We start from the raw sequence: 18,459 nt of genomic DNA, 5'->3' as shown, positions 1-18,459 counted from the left end.
ACAGTCGCGCCCACCTGTCCCGGATCCCGCCCATGCGCCGTGCCCTGCTGGCCACCCTGCTGCTGTGCCCCCTGGCGATCCCGGCCGTGGCGGCGCCGAACGGGGCCGGCTGGCGCAGCGGCTGGGGCATCGCCCAGCCGCCAGCGGCCACGCCGCAGGGCGCCGACAGCGGCCCGATCGCCTCGGTCGCGCTGGAGGGCGCCGACCGCCGCTGGCAGGCGCGGGTGGACAACCACCTGGCCGGCCCGGTGCAGGTCGGCCTGCGCCAGCCCCCCGGCGCAGCCCCCCTGCCCGGCTTGCCGCTGCGCAGCGTGCTGCCCGGCGCGTCCAGCGTGGTGGTGACCCGCCTGCAGCTGCCCGACGGCGTGCCGCGGCTGGACCTGCTGCTGGACGCGGTGCCCGGCGACCCGGCCGCGCAGGCCCAGGACGTGGCCTACCGGCTGCCCTTCGACGCCGCCCACCTCCAGGTCAGCCAGGCCCCGCAGGGCCGCTTCAGCCATACCGATGCCGAGAACCGCGATGCCATCGACTTCGCCCTCCCCGAGGGCACCCCGGTGCTGGCCGCGCGGGCCGGCCGGGTGATGCAGGTGCAGGGCAACTTCGTTGACCACGGCCTGGATCCGCAGCGCGATCGCGACCGGGCCAACTTCATCCGGATCCTGCACGAGGACGGCAGCATGGCGGTCTACGCCCACCTGCAGGCCAATGGCGTGCTGGTGCGCAGCGGCCAGCGGGTGGAAGCCGGCCAGCGCATCGGGGTGTCGGGCAACACCGGCTACAGCACCGCCCCGCACCTTCACTTCGTGGTCCAGGCCAACAGCGGCATGCAACTGCGCTCGGTGCCGGTGCGTATCGTGACCCCGCAGGGCGAGCTGCACTTCGCCCGCGAGGCCGCCGCCGGCGGCGACGCCGGGCAACCCTGACCCCGGCCGCCCCCTACCCCCGCTATACTGGGCGGCTTATCTCCATGAAAAGCGCCCCGGGCGGGCGCGTCACGCCATGTCCGAAGTCGCTACCGAAGCTGCGCGCCGCCGTACCTTCGCCATCATTTCCCATCCTGACGCCGGCAAGACCACGCTGACCGAAAAGCTGCTGCTGTTCGGCGGTGCGATCCAGATGGCCGGCTCGGTGAAGGGCCGCAAGGCCGCCCGCCACGCCACGTCCGACTGGATGGCGCTGGAAAAGGAGCGCGGGATCTCGGTCACCTCCTCGGTGATGCAGTTCCCGTATGAAGGCAAGATCGTCAACCTGCTCGACACCCCCGGCCACGCCGACTTCGGCGAGGACACCTACCGGGTGCTGACCGCGGTGGATTCGGCGCTGATGGTGATCGACGTGGCCAAGGGCGTGGAAGAGCGCACCATCAAGCTGATGGAAGTGTGCCGCCTGCGCGACACCCCGATCATGACCTTCATCAACAAGCTCGACCGCGAAGGCAAGGAGCCGATCGACCTGCTCGATGAAGTGGAAAGCGTGCTCGGCATCCAGTGCGCGCCGGTGACCTGGCCGATCGGCATGGGCCAGCGCCTGAAGGGCGTGGTGCACCTGATCAGCGGTGAAGTGCACCTGTACGAGCAGGGCCGCAACTTCACCCGCCAGGATTCGACCATCTTCCCGTCGATCGATTCGCCGGGCCTGGCCGAGAAGATCGGCGAGCGCATGCTGGCCGACCTGCGCGACGAACTGGAACTGGTGCAGGGCGCCAGCCATCCGTTCGACCTGGAGGCTTACCTGGCCGGCAAGCAGACCCCGGTATTCTTCGGCTCGGGCGTGAACAACTTCGGCGTGCAGCCGCTGCTGGACTTCTTCGTCGAGCACGCGCCGTCGCCGCAGCCGCGCGCCACCACCGGCCGGGTGATCGCCCCGCAGGAAAACAAGCTGACCGGCTTCGTGTTCAAGATCCAGGCCAACATGGACCCGCAGCACCGCGACCGCGTGGCGTTCATGCGGGTGTGCTCGGGCCGTTTCGTGGCGGGCATGAAGACCTTCCATGTGCGCACCGGCAAGGAAATGAAGCTGGCCAACGCGCTGACCTTCATGGCCAGCGACCGCGAGATCGCCGCCGAGGCGTGGCCGGGTGATGTGATCGGTATCCACAACCACGGCACGATCTCCATCGGTGACACCTTCACCGAAGGCGAAGCGGTCAGCTTCACCGGCATCCCGAACTTCGCCCCGGAACTGTTCCGCCGCGCACGCCTGCGCGATCCGCTCAAGCTCAAGCAGCTGCAGAAGGGCCTGGCGCAGCTGTCCGAAGAGGGCGCCACCCAGTTCTTCCGACCGCTGATGAGCAACGACCTGATCCTGGGCGCGGTGGGTGTGCTGCAGTTCGACGTGGCGGCCTACCGCCTGAAGGACGAGTACGGCGTGGAAGCCACCTTCGAGCCGGTCAGCGTGACCACGGCGCGCTGGGTGACCTGCAGCAATGAAAAGAAGCTGGAGGAGTTCCGCGAGAAGAACGCGGGCAACCTGAGCATCGATGCCGCCGGCCAGCTGGTGTACCTGGCACCGACGCGGGTCAACCTGCAGTTGGCGCAGGAACGCGCACCGGACGTGCGGTTCGCGGCCACGCGCGAGGCGGCACACAGCATTTCGGTGTCCTGAGACAGCGGCTGAACAGGCACGCGTGCATGCGCGTGCCAACGCGGCGATGATAGGGGGGAGCGGGTCCCCCTCCCCGCACCGTCGATGGCCATGACTACAGTTGCTTCTGTTCGTGAAGAAATCGCCAGCGCCTTGACCCACGGGCTGGGCGCGGTTGCCGCGCTCGCCGCCAGTGCGGTGCTGATCACCCTTGCCGCCATCCATGGCGACGGCTGGCAGTTGGCCAGCGCGATCGTGTTCGGGGTGGCACTGTTGCTGCTGTACACGGCATCGACGCTTTACCACGCGATCCAGCACCCGGTGGCGAAGGGGCGGCTGAAGGTCTTCGACCATTGTGCGATCTATGTGTTGATCGCCGGTACGTACACGCCGTTCACGCTGATCGGCCTGCGCGGCGGTCCGTGGGGCTGGGGGATGTTCACGGCGATCTGGGCGCTGGCGCTGGCCGGGGTGATCTTCAAGCTGTTCTTTACGGGCCGCTTCAAGCTGCTGTCGACGATCATCTACATCGCGATGGGCTGGATGGTGATGGTGGCGATCAAGCCGATGTGGGCGTCGATCGACGGCTGGACGCTGGGCTGGCTGCTGGCCGGCGGGCTGTCCTATACGTTGGGCACGTACTTCTACCACCGCGAGTCGATCCGCTATTCGCACGCGATCTGGCATCTGTTCGTGATCGGCGGCAGCGTCTGCCATTTCGTCGCGGTTACTGCGCAGATTCTTTGAGGTTGTTGATTTTTTTCGGCAACTTTTTAACGTCAAGGTCAACTTCAACTTCAACTGCTGGAGCCGGTTGGCCGGTGCTGTCGGTCGGGTCGGGGCGGGTGGGTTGGCGGGACACGCCGTGAATCCATCCCTGGAGGCTCGTGGGCGCCATCCATGGCGCCCAACGGTCCCGCCAACCCACCCGCCCCGACCCCTGACAGTTTTTCGGGCCTCTTGGTGAAAGCGGTGGAGCGGAGCTGAGCTATTGCCGCTTTTGTGGGAGGGGTAAGGGCATGCCGACCGGAGGTCGGCACTGAGCGAGTGCAGGAGCGACGGCAAGGCAACAGCCAGCGCCTCTCCTCCAGCAAAACCCTCAGCCAAAGGCCGTTGAAGTTGCAGTTGCAGTTGCTGTGGCTGTTGCTCTTGCTGTTGCTCCAAAGCTTCTAAAAAAACCGCACCCTGACACCATCCTTACCAATGCTTCGCACCCCCTGCACGATGAACAGGGAAGGATGGAGCATGTGAACACTGTCGACTCCCCTGCCCCATCCCCCGTGTCGCGCCGTTGGCGCTGGCGTCGTCCCGGCAAACGTGGACAGCGTTGGCTGGCCATCCTCGTCTTCCTCTTCGCCGCCATCCTCCTGCTCATCGCGCTGTGGGACTGGAACTGGTTCAAAGGCCCCGTCGAACGCGCCGTCCAAGCCAAGACCGGGCGCGAGTTCCATATCAACGGGGATCTCGACGTCGACCTTGGCCGCACCACCACCATTCGCGCCGACCGCCTCACCTTCGCCAACGCCACCTGGGCGAAGACCCCGCAGATGGCCAGCGCCGACCGCGCGGAAATCGCCATCCGCGTCTGGCCCCTGCTGCGCGGCCAGGTTCATATCCCCGAAGTCCGCCTCACCCGCCCGGACCTGCTGCTCGAAACCGGGCCCGGCAAGGACACGCCCGGCAACTGGGATTTCCTGGGGCCCTCCACCGGCAACCCGCCGCAGTTGCAGCGCCTGCTCATCGATGATGGGCGCCTGAAGTTTCTCGATGCCGCCGGGCGCACCGACGTGCTGGTCGCCCTCAACAGCGGCAAACCGCGCAGCGCAGACAGCGCCCCGCCCCTGCTGGTCAGTGGCAAGGGCCGCTGGAAAGGCAACCCGTTCTCCCTGGACGGCAGCACCGAATCGCCGTTGGAACTGACCAACAGCGACCACCCGTTCCGCATCCACCTGGACGGGCGCGCCGGTGGTACCCATGCCATCGCCAGCGGCACCCTGACCAACCCCTTCGCGCTGCGCACCTTCGATCTTGAACTGATGCTCAGTGGCCAGGACATGGAAGACCTGTTCCCGCTGATCGGCGTGGCCATGCCCTCCACGCCGCCGTACCGCTTGAAGGGCCGGCTCAAGCGCAACAACGATATCTGGCGCTACGAGAATTTCACCGGTACCGCCGGCGACAGCGACCTGGGCGGCACCGCGCAGATCGACGTCGGTGGCGAACGGCCGTTCCTGAAGGCCGACCTAGTCTCCAAGCGCCTGGACTTCGATGATCTGGCCGGCTTCATCGGGGCGCCCCCGAAGACCGGCGCCGGCGAGACCGCCAACGCCGAACAGAAGGCCAAGGCCGCCGCGCTCGCCGCACGCGCCAAGGTGCTGCCGGACACTCCGTACAACCTCACCAAGCTGCGCGCCATGGACGCCGACGTGCGCTGGAAGGCGCAGCGGATCAATTCGCCGGTGCTGCCGCTGGACGACATGGACGCGCACCTCAAGCTGGAGGCCGGCCTGCTGCGCCTGGAGCCGCTGAATTTCGGCGTGGCCGGCGGCGACATCCGCAGCACCATCCGCATGGATGCCCGCAAGGACACCATCGCCACACAGTTGCAGGCCAGCCTGCGCAAGATCCAGCTCGGCAAGCTGATGCCTGATTCCAAACTGGCCGAGCAGGCCTCCGGCGGCATCAGCGGCGACCTCACCTTGGCCGGCACGGGCAACTCGGTTGCGGCCATGCTGGGCAGTTCGGACGGCAACGTCGCCCTCGGGATCGGCCGCGGGCATGTCGGTAACCTGGTGATGGAGTTGGCGGGGCTGGACGTGGCCGAGTCGCTGAAATTCCTGTTCACCGGCGACAAACAGATTCCGCTGCGCTGCGCCTTCGGTGACTTCGGCGTGGCCAACGGGGTGATGACCTCGCGCGCGCTTGCCTTCGATACCACCGACACGCTGATCGTGGGCGAGGGCACCGTGGACCTCAAGCAGGAACAGCTGGACCTGCTGCTGCGCCCGCGGCCGAAGGACATCAGCATCCTCGCCCTGCGCTCGCCGCTGCGTATCGGCGGCAGCTTCAAGGACCCGTCGTTCCGCCCGGACTTCAAGGCACTCGGCATCCGCGGTGCGATCGCCCTGACCCTGGGCAGCATCGCCCCGCCCGCCGCGCTGCTGGCCACCATCGAAACCGGTCCGGGCAAGGATTCGAACTGCGGGGGTCGTTACGCGAAGTGAGTGCGGCCAAGTCAGCGTACCGACCAACGGTCGGTACCTACCGGGAGCGGTATGCGTGTATCGCGCGATCGGACTAAGCACAAGGTAGGTGTCGACCGTTGGTCGACACGCTCCGCCCCTCTTCCAACCGCGCGCTCAAGAACTGTCCAGAGCCCGTGGGCAGGCCGGTGCAGGACCGTTGGGCGGCATGGATGCCGCCCACGAGCCCCCACGGATGGGTTCACGGCGTGTCCTGCACCGGCCTGCCCATGGGCTCAGCCACGTGCCAGCAACGCGCCAACCGCGCTTACTTACCCCGCGACGATGTACTGCTGCAGCTGGTCCAGCTTCTGGGCCTGCTCGTCGATCACCGATTTCACCAGGTCACCGATCGAGATCACGCCCACCACGCTGCCGCCGTCCACCACCGGCAGATGCCGGATCCGGTAGTCGGTCACCAGTTGCAGGCAATGCTCCACCTGCTCGGACAGCGCCACCGTCACCACCTTGGCAGTCATGATGTCACTCACCCGCGTGGTCCGCGACGACCGCTCATGCAGCACGATCTTGCGCGCGTAATCGCGCTCGGACAGGATGCCAACCAGTTGCCGGCCCTCCATCACCAGCACGGCGCCGATGCCTTTTTCGGCCATCAGCCGGATCGCGTCGATCACCGCCGATTCCGGGCCTACCGCGAAAACCTCAGGGGACTTGCCGTCCAACAGCTGTCGTACCGTGGTCATCTCGTTGCTCTCCACCGATGGAATGCACGGCCGAGTCTGCCACGATCGGGGGCTGCCAGGTGTCAACCAGGTACAACGGCCGCTGCTTGGATTCTTCGTACAGGCGCCCCAGGTATTCCCCGATCAGGCCCAGCGCGATCAGCTGCACCCCGCCCAGGAACAGGATCGCCGCCATCATGGTCGGCCACCCCGCCACGCGGTCGCCGTACATCGCCGCCTTGGCCACCACCCATACGGCGAACACGAACGCCACGCTGGCCGTGAACAGCCCCAGGTAGGTGGTCACCCGCAGCGGCGCCGTGGAGAAACCGGTGATGCCCTCCAGCGCGAAATTCCACAGCTTCCACAGCCCGAATTTGCTGTCGCCCACCATCCGCGCGTGCCGGTGGTAGGGCAGCGCCTTGCGCCGGAAACCGACCCAGCCGAACAGCCCCTTCATGAACCGGTGGCGCTCGCGCAGCTGCCCCAGCGCCTGCAGCGCGCGCGGCGAAAGCAGGCGGAAATCGCCGGTGTCGGCCGGGATCGGCGTCTTGGACAGTCGCCCGATCACCCGGTAGAAAGCGGCGGCCGCGCTGCGCTTGAGCCAGCTTTCACCGTCGCGCGCCAACCGCGTGCCGTACACGTTGTCATAGCCCTGCTGCCACAGCGCGACGAACTCGGGAATCAGCTCCGGCGGGTCCTGGCCATCGGCGTCGAGGATGATCACCGCGCCGTCGTCGACAAAATCCAGCCCCGCCGTCAGCGCCGCTTCCTTGCCGAAGTTGCGCGACAGCCGCAGCACGCCCACGTCGGGATCGGCCGCGGCCAGCGCCTCCATCACCGACCAGGTGGCATCGCTGCTGCCGTCATCGATGTACAGCACCCGCCCCTCGATATCGTCCAGCCCGTCCAGCACCGCGCGCAGGCGCGGATGCAGCAGCGGCAGGGCCAGTGCTTCATTGTGGGCGGCGATGACAACGGTCAGGCGTTGGGCAGTCATGCCGGGATTGTAGGCGGGGCGCGTCACGATCATGAATCGTCAGTCGTCGGCCAGGTACGCAGTGCCGCCCAGCTGCCGGGCCTGGCGCTGGATCCAGGCCGCGCGGCGCTGCACGAACGGCCCCGGCTTGGCCGCGTTGTAGCGCCGTGGCGCCGGCAGCACGGCCGCCAGGCGGGCGCTTTCGGCCGGACTCAGCCGCGCCGCGTCCTTGCCCCAGTACTGCCGTGCGGCCGCCTGGGCGCCGTAAATGCCGTCGCCGAACTCGGCGATGTTGGCGTACATCTCCAGGATCCGCGACTTCGGCCACAGCGCCTCGATCAGCACCGTGTACCAGACCTCCAGGCCCTTTCGCACCCAACTGCGGCCCTGCCACAGGAACAGGTTCTTGGCCACCTGCTGGCTGATCGTGCTGGCCCCGCGCAGGCGGCCACCCTTGGCGTTGTGGTCGCGCGCCTTTTCGATGGCCTGCAGGTCGAAGCCGTTGTGCACGGGGAAGCGCTGGTCCTCGGCGGCCACCAGCGAAATGGGCAGGCTGGGCGCCATCTGGTCCAGGTCGCGCCACTGGTAGTGCAGCCGGTAGCCCCACTCGCCCTGGCCCAGTGCCTCGCCGTACCGCCACAGCATCACCGTGGACACCGGCGGGTCGATGAAACGCAGCACCAGTACCTGCAGCACGCTGAACGCGGCAAACAGCACCGGCAGCCACAGCAGTCGTTTCCAGTGCCAGCGTCGCGGGCGCGGTGGTTCCAGGCCCGGTTCGGCCTTGAGGTTGCTGCGCTCTGCCCCCATTAGTGGTGCATCCTTTGCTTGCACGGTTGTCGGCGCATTATCCGGCAACTGCATCCCACTTCGCGCGCCCATAGAACCGATGACCGCCCAATCCGACACCCTTGTCCGTTTCCTGCTCCCCGATGCCGGCGTCCGCGGCGTGCATGTCCACCTCGATGCGAGCTGGGCTGAAATCCTGTCGCACGCGGTCTACCCGCCGGCCGCTGCCGAGCTGCTGGGCGAAGCCGCCGTCGCCTCGGCCCTGTTCACCGGCCACACCAAGGTCGATGGCCGCCTGTCGATCCAGCTGCGCAGCAACACCGCCATGCGCACGCTGTTCGCCGAATGCACGGCCGCCGGCACCCTGCGCGGCATCGTGCAGCTGGCCGACGGCGGCGACGCCCCGCGTGACCTGACCACCCTGGGCGATGACGCGCTGCTGGCCATCACCATCGAAAACCCGGGCCTGGACCCGCGCGAACCGCAGCGCTACCAGAGCCTGGTCGGGCTGACCGCCGCCGGCCTGGACGAGGCATTCGAAGACTACTTCCGGCAGTCCGAGCAGTTGCCCACGCGCCTGCTGCTGGCCGCCGACGGCACCCGGGCCGCCGGCCTGCTGCTGCAGAAGCTGCCCGGCGACGAAGGCGACAACGACGGCTGGTCACGCGCCAGCGCCTTGTTCGAGACCCTGGGCAAGCAGGAACTGCTGGACGTGGCGGGCAATGACCTGCTGCACCGCCTGTTCCATGAAGAGAGGCCGGAACTGCTCGGCGAGCGGGGGCTGCGCTTCGCATGCTCGTGCTCGCGCGAGCGGGTGGAAGGCATGCTGCAGTCGCTGGGCGAGGAAGAAGCCCGCGCGGCCGCCGAACCGACCGGTGCGGTGGAAGTGCGTTGCGAATTCTGCGGACAGGAGTATCACTTTCCGTTGACGGAGTTCGCCATACTGTTCAGCGACACCGGTGTTTCCTCACCGGCACCTGAACGGCTTCAGTAATTGCCGCACGAGTTTTGTTCTGGGGAGAACCAAGACTTGTTAAGAATTCATAAACGCCCTAGGATCAGTGTCCCGCTTCGGCGGGAACTTGTGCTCACCGCTGCTGTCTGAGAGTTCCCATGCGCTCCCTTCTGCGTCTACCGCTGGCCCTTGTGATCGCCCTCGCCGCGATGACGGGCGCGCATGCGCAAAACAAGCCGCGGCAGGACAGCACGGTGATTCCGGTGTGGAACAAGGGCAGCGGCAAGGTCGAGGCCCTGTTGTACCTGGAACCCACCGGCGAACAGGCCGTGGGCGCCCGCTGGCACTTCGGCCGCAGTTCGCTCGACGCCGCCTTCGGGTTGTCCTCGGGCGATTCGCTGGGCCTGCTGTGCAACAGCAGCCGCGGCACCAGCATCAGCGGCCTGGCTAGTCATTGCATGCTGGCCAGCCTGGGCGATGACGACGAGAACACCGCGTTGAGTCGCCGTGTCAGCGGTACCGCTGCGTTCAACCGCCCCGGCGGTCGCCTGGGCATCACCGCCGGCACCGGCCGTGACACCCTGCCGGCGTGGTTGGCCGGCCCGAACAAATCCCCGGCGTTGCGCGCCGAGCAGAACGACCTGACCGTGTTCGGCCAGAAGAACATCGGTCGCGAAGGCTTCGTCTCGATCGGTGGCACCTACGCCAAGGCGCGCCTGGTGCCGCTGTCCGACGCCTCCCCGGCCATCGTGGACCGCTGGGACAGCAAGAGCCTGACCATCGGCGCCGGCTACGGCAACTTCAGCGGCAACATCATCGGCCGCGTGGTCGATGTGCCCGGTCAGCCCGGCAAGTGGGAAGGCCTCGGGGTCGGCTTGACCTGGCGCACCCCCTGGAGCGGCCAGCTCACCGTGGGTGCCGAGAACGTGATTACCCGCGGCAAGAATCCGTTCGCGCCGCGTAACGAGAGCACCGACGAAGGCACCGTGCCGTACGTCCGTTACGAACAGGATCTGTGATCGGCGGGCGCCGAGCGGCGCCGTCGAAGTAGTCAAAAACACGCGCCTCATGGCGCGTTTTTTTATGCCTGCACTCCTATCCTCAAACGGCATCGCCCCTGCGAGCCGGTGCCAGGGCGTGCCCGGCGTATCGCCGATGTCGCATTTGGCGTGCCGCTGCGACGTGTCGATACGTGCTGATACATGCCGTTACAAATCAACCGCAACTATTTTCATCACAAATGCTTAACCAATGAGACCCAAAAGGCGTGTTTCTGCGGAAAATCATTGATCCACAACGACTTTGCCGAATTTAACCTAGTTCACACCTTCCATTAACGTGGCTTTAATTCTCTCCGGTCGGCAGTTACTATCGAGTCAGCCTCGTGGTGATTGGCGCTCATTTGGTGCCGCTGCAGGCAAACACCCCAGTGAATACCCAAGATTCCCTTGGAGAGAGAGAGCAATGAATTTCAAATCCAACAAACTGCGTGACGCGGTAATCGTCGCGTTGGTCGCGACGGGTGCCACGGGCGCCGTGCAGGCCCAGGATGTTCCGGCCTCCGGCCCGACCAACCTGGATCGCATCCAGGTCACCGGCTCGCGCATCCGCTCGGTTGATCTGGAAACCCAGCAGCCCGTCCTCACCCTGACCCGCGAAGCCATCCAGCAGACCGGTCGCACCAACGTCGCCGAAGTGCTGCAGCAGATCGCCAGCAACGGCGCGGCGATCAACACCCAGTTCAACAACGGCGGTGATGGCTCGGCCGGCGTCGACCTGCGCAACCTGGGCGCCTCGCGCACGCTGGTGCTGGTCAACGGTCGTCGCTGGGTGCAGGCCCTGGACGGCACCGTCGATCTGAACACCATCCCGACCGCGATCGTGGAGCGCATTGAAGTCCTCAAGGACGGCGCCTCCTCCATCTACGGTTCGGACGCCATCGCCGGTGTGGTCAACATCATCACCCGCGACAATTTCAATGGTGGCGAAGCGCACGTCTACTACGGCCAGTTCAGCAAGGGCGACGGCCAGCGCCAGGCGCTCGACCTGACCCTGGGCAGCAGCAACGAGCGCGGCAGCCTGGTGTTCGGTGCCAGCTACGTGAAGGAAAAGGCCGTGATGGCCGGCGCACGCAAGATCTCGCGTGATCCGGTGTACGGCCTGGGTGCCTCGCAGTACAGCAGCCAGACCTCCTCGGGCGGTATCTGGGACCTGACCATCGACGGCGTCGGCACCGATGACTACGACGCATGGTCCGATCTGGCTGGCAGCGACGACGAAGCCACCGCCGACCGCGCGGGCCTCTCGCGCTTCGTGGTGAACCCGGATGCGGCAGGTAACAACCTCGCCAACTACCATCCCTTCAGCAGCGCCGACTCGTACAACTACGCGGCCGACAACTACCTGCGTACCCCGCAGGAGCGCAAGTCGATCTTCATCCAGGGCCGTTACGACCTGACCGACTCCATCGCCATCCGCACCGATGCGCTGTACAACCAGCGTCTGTCGGCACAGCAGCTGGCCGGCTTCCCGCTCAGCGCGGGCAGCTACCTGGGCGGTGACCAGGGCCTGTCGGCTGACAGCTACTACAACCCGACCAAGAACACCGGCAACCCGCGCGAACTCAACTGGAACCGCCGCCTGGTCGAACAGGACCGCTTCTACGAACAGGACGTCAAGACGTTCCATTGGTACGGTGGCCTGGAAGGCTCGTTCCAGTTCGCAGACCGGTTCTTCAGCTGGGATGCGGGCATGAGCTACAACGTGTCCGACCAGATCGACACCCAGGTTGGCGACGTCAACATGGGCAACCTGTACACCGCCACCGGCGCGTCCTTCCTGGACACCGACGGCGTGGTCAAGTGCGGTGCGCCGGGTGCCGTGATTGCCGGCTGCGTGCCCTTCAATCCGTTCAGCAGCGCGGGCAACATGCCGCAGGACCAGCTGGACTACATCCTGTTCAACGCCAAGGACAAGTACCAGAACAAGTCCAAGGCCTTCACCGCCAACCTGTCCGGCGACATCGTCGAACTGCCGGGCGGCATGATGGGCTTCGCGGCCGGTGTGGAAAAGCGCAAGGAATCGGGCTACGACATGCCGGACGCCTTCGTCTCGGCCGGCCTGAGCTCGGGCAATGGCCGCCAGCCGACCTCCGGTAGCTACGACCTGACCGATGTCTACCTCGAACTGGCCGTGCCGCTGCTGAAGGACCTGCCGGGTGCCAAGCTGCTGGAAATCAGCGCCGCCACCCGCCGCTCGGACTACAGCAACTTCGGTGACACGCTCAACAGCAAGTTCGGCTTCAAGTGGAAGCCGATCGAAGACCTGATGGTCCGTGGTAACTGGGCCGAAGGCTTCCGTGCTCCGTCGATCTCCAACCTGTTCGGTGGTTCGGGCCAGTCTTACGACAGCTACGGCGATCCGTGCTCGAGCGACAGCCCGTACATCGGCGGTGCAGCCGTGGCACAGCGTTGCGCAGCCGCCGGCATTCCGACCAGCTACGTGCAGCGTGAAGGCTATGGCTCCCAGACTTCCTGGCCGTTTGATTGGAAGTCCAACCAGGAGCTGAGCCCGGAAACCTCGACCTCCAAGAGCCTGGGCATCGTGTACAGCCCGAGCTTCGTCAGCGGTTTCGACGTCTCGCTGGACTGGTGGAAGATCAACATCAAGGACGTGATCAGCCGCCCGACCGCCGACTACATGCTGGACCAGTGCTATGTGGAAGGCAGCGCTGGCTGGTGTGACGTGCTGGCCAACTCCGGCCTGACCCGCAACGCGCTGGGCCAGATCACCTACATGGCCCGCTACCTGCAGAACCTGGGTGAGCTGGAAGTTGAAGGCTACGATCTGACCCTGCGCTACTCGATCCCGGATACGAACTTCGGCTCGTTCTCGTTCGTGTGGGACAGCGTCTACATGGCCAACTACCGCCAGAAGGCCACGCCGGAATCGGAGTGGGATCCGTCTGAAGTGGGCACCTATACCCGCGACACCCCGGTCTGGCGCATCCGCTCGAACCTGACCGCCAACTGGAACTACGGTGACTTCGGTGCGAGCTGGACGGTGCGTTACTTCTCCGGCCTGACCGAAAACTGCAAGTTCCCGGGCACCGCATCGCTGTGCAGCGATCCGGACCACATCGGCCTGGAAGGTCGTGCAGACCCGCAGAACAAGCTGGCTGCCACCACCTACCACGACCTGCAGCTGCGCTACACCGTGCCGTGGAATGGCACGATCTCGGTGGGTCTGAACAACGTATTCGCCAAGGAACCGCCGGTGGCCACCCAGGCCTTCGCCAACTCCTTCGACTACCAGTACGACACCCCCGGGCGTTACATGTACATGGAGTACCGTCAGCGCTTCTGATCGCAGTTGACCGCGATCTGACGGTGTAAACCAACGGCCCCGAAAGGGGCCGTTGTCTTTTGCGCAGCATCGGCACTCTTGATGCGCGCCCACGAAAAAGGCCGCGTTTCCGCGGCCTTTTCTTCGTCGCAACGCAGGCACCTGCGTCAGCCGAGCGGGATCAACGTCTCGATCACATGCTCCACGTAGGCCTCGAAATCCTCGCGAGCCTGCTTGGGCTGCTGCAGCTGCAGCGACAGCTGCAGGAAGCCCACGTACGCCGCATACGCCAGGCGCGCGCGGTGCTGCGCATCGGTACGGCTCAGCCCGGCCTGGCGGAACGAGGCCACCAGGTACTCCAGCCGGCGGTGCGAGACGCGGTCGATGACCGGGCGCACCATCGGGTGGTCCAACGCCTTGAGCAGCTCGCTGTAGATGATGTGCGGCTGCACTTCATGGGCCACCACCTGGAACAGCTGGCGCAGGCGCGCACGCGGGTCCGGCACGTCTTCCAGGCTGCCGAACACCTGCTCCTGCTCGAACAGTTCCCAGCGTTCCAGCGCGGCCTGCAGCAGCGCATCACGCGACGGGAAGTGCCAGTAGAAGCTGCCTTTGGTGACCCCCAAGCGACGCGCCAGCGGCTCCACCGCCACGGCACCGACACCTTGTTCTGCAATCAGGTCCAGGGCAGCCTGGGCCCAGTCTTCCGCGCTCAGGCGGCTGTTGCGGCCGGCACGTGGCTCGCCGGCGGAAGCTTCAGGTTCATTCATGGCGTTGATTTAACCATACGCCGGGGTCCGTGTCCGCCAAAATGGCACGCCGTGACCCGCGCCAACGCCCGCACCGTGGCGCACTTGGCGCCCTTCCGGCGGTCCGCGGCAGGCCTCCATACCCCAAAGTATTGACATGCCCACGGGCAGGTCCATACTAGCGAGTATGGTCATTCCTTCTTCTACCCTGCCCCGCGTTGACGATGAGCGACTGACCGGCGCGCACGATGCCGTGCTGGCCGCCACCCGCACCTCGCCCGGGCGCCGCGGCACCGTGCTGTTCGCCCATGGCTTCGGCCAGACCCGGCATGCCTGGACGTCCACCGCACAATCCCTCGCCGCCGCCGGTTACCAGACCCTGGCCTACGATGCGCGCGGCCATGGCGACTCGGACTGGAACCCGGCCGACCTGCCCTACCACGGCGAACAGTTCGCCGATGACCTGATCGTGCTGGCCGGCGAACAGCCGCAGCCGCCGATCCTGGTTGCCGCCTCGATGGGCGGGCTGTTCGGGCTGCTCGCCGAATCGCGCTGGCCGGGCCTGTTCTCGGCCATGGTGCTGGTGGACATCACCCCGCGCTGGGACACCGCCGGGGTGGAACGCATCCTGATGTTCATGACCGCCCATCCGGACGGCTTCGCCTCGCTGGCGCAGGCCGCCGATGTGATCTCGGCCTACATGCCGCATCGGCCGCGCAAGTCCGACGATTCGCTGCGCGCCCTGCTGCGCGAGGATGGTCATGGCCGCTGGCGCTGGCATTGGGACCCGCGCCTGGTGGCCGAACTGGCGCGCGACAGCGAACAGCACCAGGACGCGCTTGCCGAGGCGGCGCGCCAGGTCAAATGCCCGTTGCTGCTGGTCAGCGGCGGGCGCAGCACGCTGGTCACCCCGCAGACGGTGGCCGAATTCCTCGCGTTGGTGCCGCATGCGCGCCATGTGCAGTTGCCGGAGGCCACCCATATGGTCGCCGGTGATGACAACAACGCCTTTACCGCTACTGTGTTGGACTATCTGGACGTGTTGCCCTCGGCCTCCGCCGTTGCACAGTCCGCCACTACCGAGCACGTCACCGGAGCACGCTCATGAGCATTGTCGTTCCCTTCCTGGCCATCCTGCTGGCGGGCGCCATCGTCGCCTACCACCGGATGCGGCTGATCACCTGGACGATCGTCAGCCTGGTGCTGCTGGCCGCCTGCTGGTTCATCCCGTACATCAACCAGACCGCCACCATCGTTGCTGCGGCCATCGTGGCGGTCATCGCCGTGCCGCTGCTGCTGCCCTTCATCCGCAAGCCGCTGCTGACCGCGCCGATGATGAAGGTGTTCCGCAAGGTGCTGCCGCCGCTGTCGCAGACCGAGCGCATCGCGCTGGAAACCGGCTCGGTCGGCTTTGAAGGCGAGCTGTTCACCGGCGACCCGGACTGGAACATCCTGCTGAACTATCCCAAGCCGCAGCTCACCGCCGAGGAACAGGCCTTCCTGGATGGCCCGGTCGAAGAGCTGTGCAAAATGGTCAACGACTGGGAAATCACCCACGTCTACGCCGACCTGCCGCCGGAACTGTGGAGCTTCATCAAGAAGAACAAGTTCTTCGGCATGATCATTCCGAAGGAATACGGCGGTCTGGGCTTCAGCGCGCTGGCTCACCACAAGGTGATCCAGAAGCTGGCCTCGGTGTCGAGCGTGGTCAGCTCCACCGTCGGCGTGCCCAACTCGCTCGGCCCGGGCGAACTGCTCAACCATTACGGCACCCAGGCGCAAAAGGACCAGTACCTGCCGCGCCTGGCCGATGGCCGCGAAGTGCCCTGCTTCGGCCTGACCGGCCCGTTCGCCGGCTCGGACGCCACCTCGATTCCCGATTACGGCATCGTCTGCAAGGGCGAGTGGAACGGCGAGCAGGTGCTCGGCGTCAAGCTCACCTTCGACAAGCGCTACATCACCCTGGCTCCGGTGGCCACGCTGATCGGCCTGGCCTTCCGCATGTACGATCCGGACGGCCTGATCGGCACCACCCGCGACATCGGCATCACCCTGGCGCTGCTGCCGCGTGACACCGCCGGCGTGGAAATCGGCCGCCGCCACTTCCCGCTCAACTCGACCTTCCAGAACGGCCCGATCCGCGGCAAGGATGTCTTCATCCCGCTGACCCAGCTGATCGGCGGCGCCGAGAAGGCCGGCAAGGGCTGGAACATGCTCAACGAGTGCCTGGCCGTGGGCCGCTCGATCACCCTGCCGTCCACCGCCAGTGGCGGTGCCAAGGCCGGCGCGGTGGTGACCGGTGCCTACGCGCGCATCCGCAAGCAGTTCGGCCTGTCGGTCGGCCGCTTCGAGGGCGTGGAAGAAGCACTGGCGCGCATCGGCGGCAAGGCCTATGCGATCAGCGCGCTGTGCCAGGCCACGGCTGCTGCGGTGGACCGCGGCGACGTGCCGTCGGTGCCGTCGGCGATTGCCAAGTACCACTGCACCACCATGAGCCGTGAAGTGATCTCGGACATGATGGATGTGATCGGCGGCAAGGGCATCATCCTGGGGCCGCGCAACTTCGCCGGCCGCAGCTGGCAGGCCGCGCCGATCGCCATCACGGTGGAAGGTGCCAACATCATGACCCGCAGCCTGCTGATCTTCGGCCAGGGTGCGATCCTCTGCCACCCGTGGGTGCTGAAGGAAATGAAGGCCGCGCAGGATCCGGACACCCGTGCCGGCCTGCAGGAGTTCGACCGCAGCCTGTTCGGCCACATCCGCTTCGGCATCTCCAACGCCGTGCGTTCGTTCTGGTTCGGCCTGACCGGCGCGCGCTTCGGTGCCGCCCCGGGCGATGCCTACACCCGCCGCTATTTCCGCAAGCTGGACCGTTACTCGGCGAACCTGGCGCTGATGGCCGACATCTCGATGATGACCCTCGGCGGCAAGCTGAAGTTCAAGGAATCGCTGTCCGGCCGCCTGGGCGATGTGCTGAGCCACATCTACATGACCAGCGCCATGCTCAAGCGCTACCACGACGAAGGCGCGCCGGTGGCCGACCAGCCGCTGCTGGCCTGGGCCTTCCATGACAGCGTGCACACGATCGAAACGTCGCTGTCGGCGGCGTTGCGCAACTTCCCGATCCGTCCGATCGGCTGGCTGATGTGGCTGCTGATCTTCCCGTTCGGCCGCCGTGCCGAGGCCCCGGGCGACCGCCTGGGCCACCGCGTGGCCGCGCTGCTGATGGCACCCAACGAAGCCCGCGACCGTCTGGCCAGTGGCGTGTTCCTGACCCCGTGCGAGAACAACCCGGGCGGCCGCATCAACAGCTACCTGTCCAAGGCGATCATGGCCGAGCCGGTCGAGCGCAAGTTCATCAAGGCGGTCAAGACCAAGGGCATCGAAGCCCTGGACTTCACCACCCAGCTGGATGAAGCGGTTGCCGAAGGCGTGATTACCCAGGACGAACGCACCCTGCTCGAAGAGCTGCGCGCGCTCACCCTGGAAACCATCACCGTGGACGATTTCGATCCGCACGAACTGCGCTCGGCCGGTTACTACGACCGCGAGCGCAAGGACGCACAGTCGCAGGAAGCGGCGTGATCGACGCAGCAACGTAACCCACAACGGCGGACTTCGGTCCGCCGTTTTTTTGAGAGGCGTCCATGTCCGTTCCCCTGTTGAATCTGTATCGCCGCATGCAGCGCTGGCCTGCCGGCAGCTGGCTGTTTTCCCGCGCGGTGTGTTTCAAGGCGCCCTACTTCGCCAGCATCGCCCCGCGCATCACCCTGCTCGAGCCCGGCCGTTGCGAAGGGCGCATCGCGCACCGGCGCAAGGTCACCAACCATATCGGCACCGTGCACGCGATCGCGCTGTGCAATCTGGCCGAGCTCACCGCGGGGCTGATGGTCGCTGCCTCGCTGCCCAAGGGCATGCGCTGGATCCCCAAGGGCATGGAGGTGCAGTACCTGGCCAAGGCAACGGGCACACAGCATGCCGTGGCCACGCCGGAGCAGCCGATCGTGGCCGCCGAGGCCGGCTATGCGCTGCCAGTGAATGTGCAGGTGTGTGACGACGCCGGCACGGCCGTGTTCCAGGCGCGGATCGCCATGTGGGTGTCACCGGTCAAGCGCTGATTGGTGCCGCGCAGCCA

15 protein-coding genes are annotated in these 18,459 nt (G+C 66.3%); 10 read left to right on the top strand and 5 right to left on the bottom strand.

Features of this window, described 5'->3' with window-relative positions; genetic code table 11:
- Window positions 1-32 precede the first annotated feature (32 nt).
- From DX03_RS04990 to trhA, 3 genes are all read left to right on the top strand, one after another.
- On the top strand, window positions 33-923 hold the full coding sequence (locus DX03_RS04990) for a M23 family metallopeptidase (RefSeq protein ID WP_038686845.1): 891 nt from the start codon (window positions 33-35) through the stop codon (window positions 921-923).
- A 76-nt stretch (window positions 924-999) separates the two neighbouring features.
- Window positions 1,000-2,604 carry a peptide chain release factor 3 gene (locus DX03_RS04985; protein ID WP_038686843.1) on the top strand — a complete coding sequence of 535 codons (1,605 nt, stop codon included), beginning with the start codon at window positions 1,000-1,002 and terminating at the stop codon, window positions 2,602-2,604.
- Between the two features lie 84 nt (window positions 2,605-2,688).
- On the top strand, window positions 2,689-3,330 hold the full coding sequence (trhA, locus tag DX03_RS04980) for a PAQR family membrane homeostasis protein TrhA (protein ID WP_038686842.1): 642 nt from the start codon (window positions 2,689-2,691) through the stop codon (window positions 3,328-3,330).
- Here trhA and DX03_RS21470 read toward each other — a convergent pair.
- Window positions 3,311-3,445, bottom strand: a complete 135-nt coding sequence (locus DX03_RS21470) for a hypothetical protein (RefSeq protein ID WP_280512938.1) — start codon at window positions 3,443-3,445, stop codon at window positions 3,311-3,313. The two genes, trhA and DX03_RS21470, sit on opposite strands and share 20 nt — an antisense overlap.
- A 376-nt stretch (window positions 3,446-3,821) precedes the next feature.
- Between DX03_RS21470 and DX03_RS04975 the strand changes: the two genes are divergently transcribed.
- Window positions 3,822-5,807 carry an AsmA family protein gene (locus tag DX03_RS04975; protein ID WP_081797151.1) on the top strand — a complete coding sequence of 662 codons (1,986 nt, stop codon included), beginning with the start codon at window positions 3,822-3,824 and terminating at the stop codon, window positions 5,805-5,807.
- A 290-nt stretch (window positions 5,808-6,097) separates the two neighbouring features.
- Here DX03_RS04975 and DX03_RS04970 read toward each other — a convergent pair whose 3' ends face one another.
- From DX03_RS04970 to mtgA, 3 genes are read right to left on the bottom strand one after another with little or no spacing between them, the layout of a single operon-like run.
- Window positions 6,098-6,529, bottom strand: coding sequence for a CBS domain-containing protein (locus tag DX03_RS04970; RefSeq protein ID WP_038686840.1), 432 nt, complete (start codon window positions 6,527-6,529; stop codon window positions 6,098-6,100).
- Complete coding sequence (locus DX03_RS04965; RefSeq protein WP_038691912.1) at window positions 6,489-7,508, bottom strand: glycosyltransferase family 2 protein; 1,020 nt, start codon at window positions 7,506-7,508, stop codon at window positions 6,489-6,491. Before DX03_RS04965 ends, DX03_RS04970 begins: the two co-directional genes overlap by 41 nt.
- A 39-nt stretch (window positions 7,509-7,547) precedes the next feature.
- Window positions 7,548-8,297 carry a monofunctional biosynthetic peptidoglycan transglycosylase gene (mtgA, locus tag DX03_RS04960; RefSeq protein WP_038686838.1) on the bottom strand — a complete coding sequence of 250 codons (750 nt, stop codon included), beginning with the start codon at window positions 8,295-8,297 and terminating at the stop codon, window positions 7,548-7,550.
- Between the two features lie 79 nt (window positions 8,298-8,376).
- Between mtgA and hslO the strand changes: the two genes are divergently transcribed.
- From hslO to DX03_RS04945, 3 genes are all read left to right on the top strand, one after another.
- A complete protein-coding gene (hslO, locus tag DX03_RS04955) occupies window positions 8,377-9,270 on the top strand; it encodes an Hsp33 family molecular chaperone HslO (RefSeq protein ID WP_038686836.1) in 894 nt (297 codons plus the stop codon).
- A 119-nt stretch (window positions 9,271-9,389) separates the two neighbouring features.
- Window positions 9,390-10,250 (top strand): XOO1806 family protein, encoded by an 861-nt coding sequence (locus tag DX03_RS04950; protein WP_038686834.1) that lies wholly within the window; start codon window positions 9,390-9,392, stop codon window positions 10,248-10,250.
- Window positions 10,251-10,695: 445 nt separating this feature from the next.
- On the top strand, window positions 10,696-13,596 hold the full coding sequence (locus DX03_RS04945; RefSeq protein WP_038686832.1) for a TonB-dependent receptor domain-containing protein: 2,901 nt from the start codon (window positions 10,696-10,698) through the stop codon (window positions 13,594-13,596).
- Window positions 13,597-13,742: 146 nt separating this feature from the next.
- On the opposite strand, the gene DX03_RS04940 is transcribed toward DX03_RS04945, so the two are convergent.
- Complete coding sequence (locus DX03_RS04940) at window positions 13,743-14,345, bottom strand: TetR/AcrR family transcriptional regulator (protein ID WP_038686830.1); 603 nt, start codon at window positions 14,343-14,345, stop codon at window positions 13,743-13,745.
- A gap of 166 nt (window positions 14,346-14,511) precedes the next feature.
- On the opposite strand from DX03_RS04940, the gene DX03_RS04935 reads away from it, so the two are divergent.
- The 3 genes from DX03_RS04935 (at window position 14,512) to DX03_RS04925 (ending at window position 18,442) form a co-directional block, all read left to right on the top strand.
- On the top strand, window positions 14,512-15,432 hold the full coding sequence (locus tag DX03_RS04935; protein WP_038686828.1) for an alpha/beta fold hydrolase: 921 nt from the start codon (window positions 14,512-14,514) through the stop codon (window positions 15,430-15,432).
- Complete coding sequence (locus DX03_RS04930; RefSeq protein ID WP_038686826.1) at window positions 15,429-17,909, top strand: acyl-CoA dehydrogenase; 2,481 nt, start codon at window positions 15,429-15,431, stop codon at window positions 17,907-17,909. Before DX03_RS04935 ends, DX03_RS04930 begins: the two co-directional genes overlap by 4 nt.
- A 62-nt stretch (window positions 17,910-17,971) precedes the next feature.
- Window positions 17,972-18,442, top strand: coding sequence for a hotdog fold domain-containing protein (locus DX03_RS04925; RefSeq protein ID WP_038686824.1), 471 nt, complete (start codon window positions 17,972-17,974; stop codon window positions 18,440-18,442).
- Window positions 18,443-18,459: the final 17 nt, after the last annotated feature.

This window comes from Stenotrophomonas rhizophila (assembly GCF_000661955.1).
GTDB lineage: Bacteria > Pseudomonadota > Gammaproteobacteria > Xanthomonadales > Xanthomonadaceae > Stenotrophomonas > Stenotrophomonas rhizophila.
This window is presented reverse-complemented; position numbering and strand designations above follow the sequence as displayed.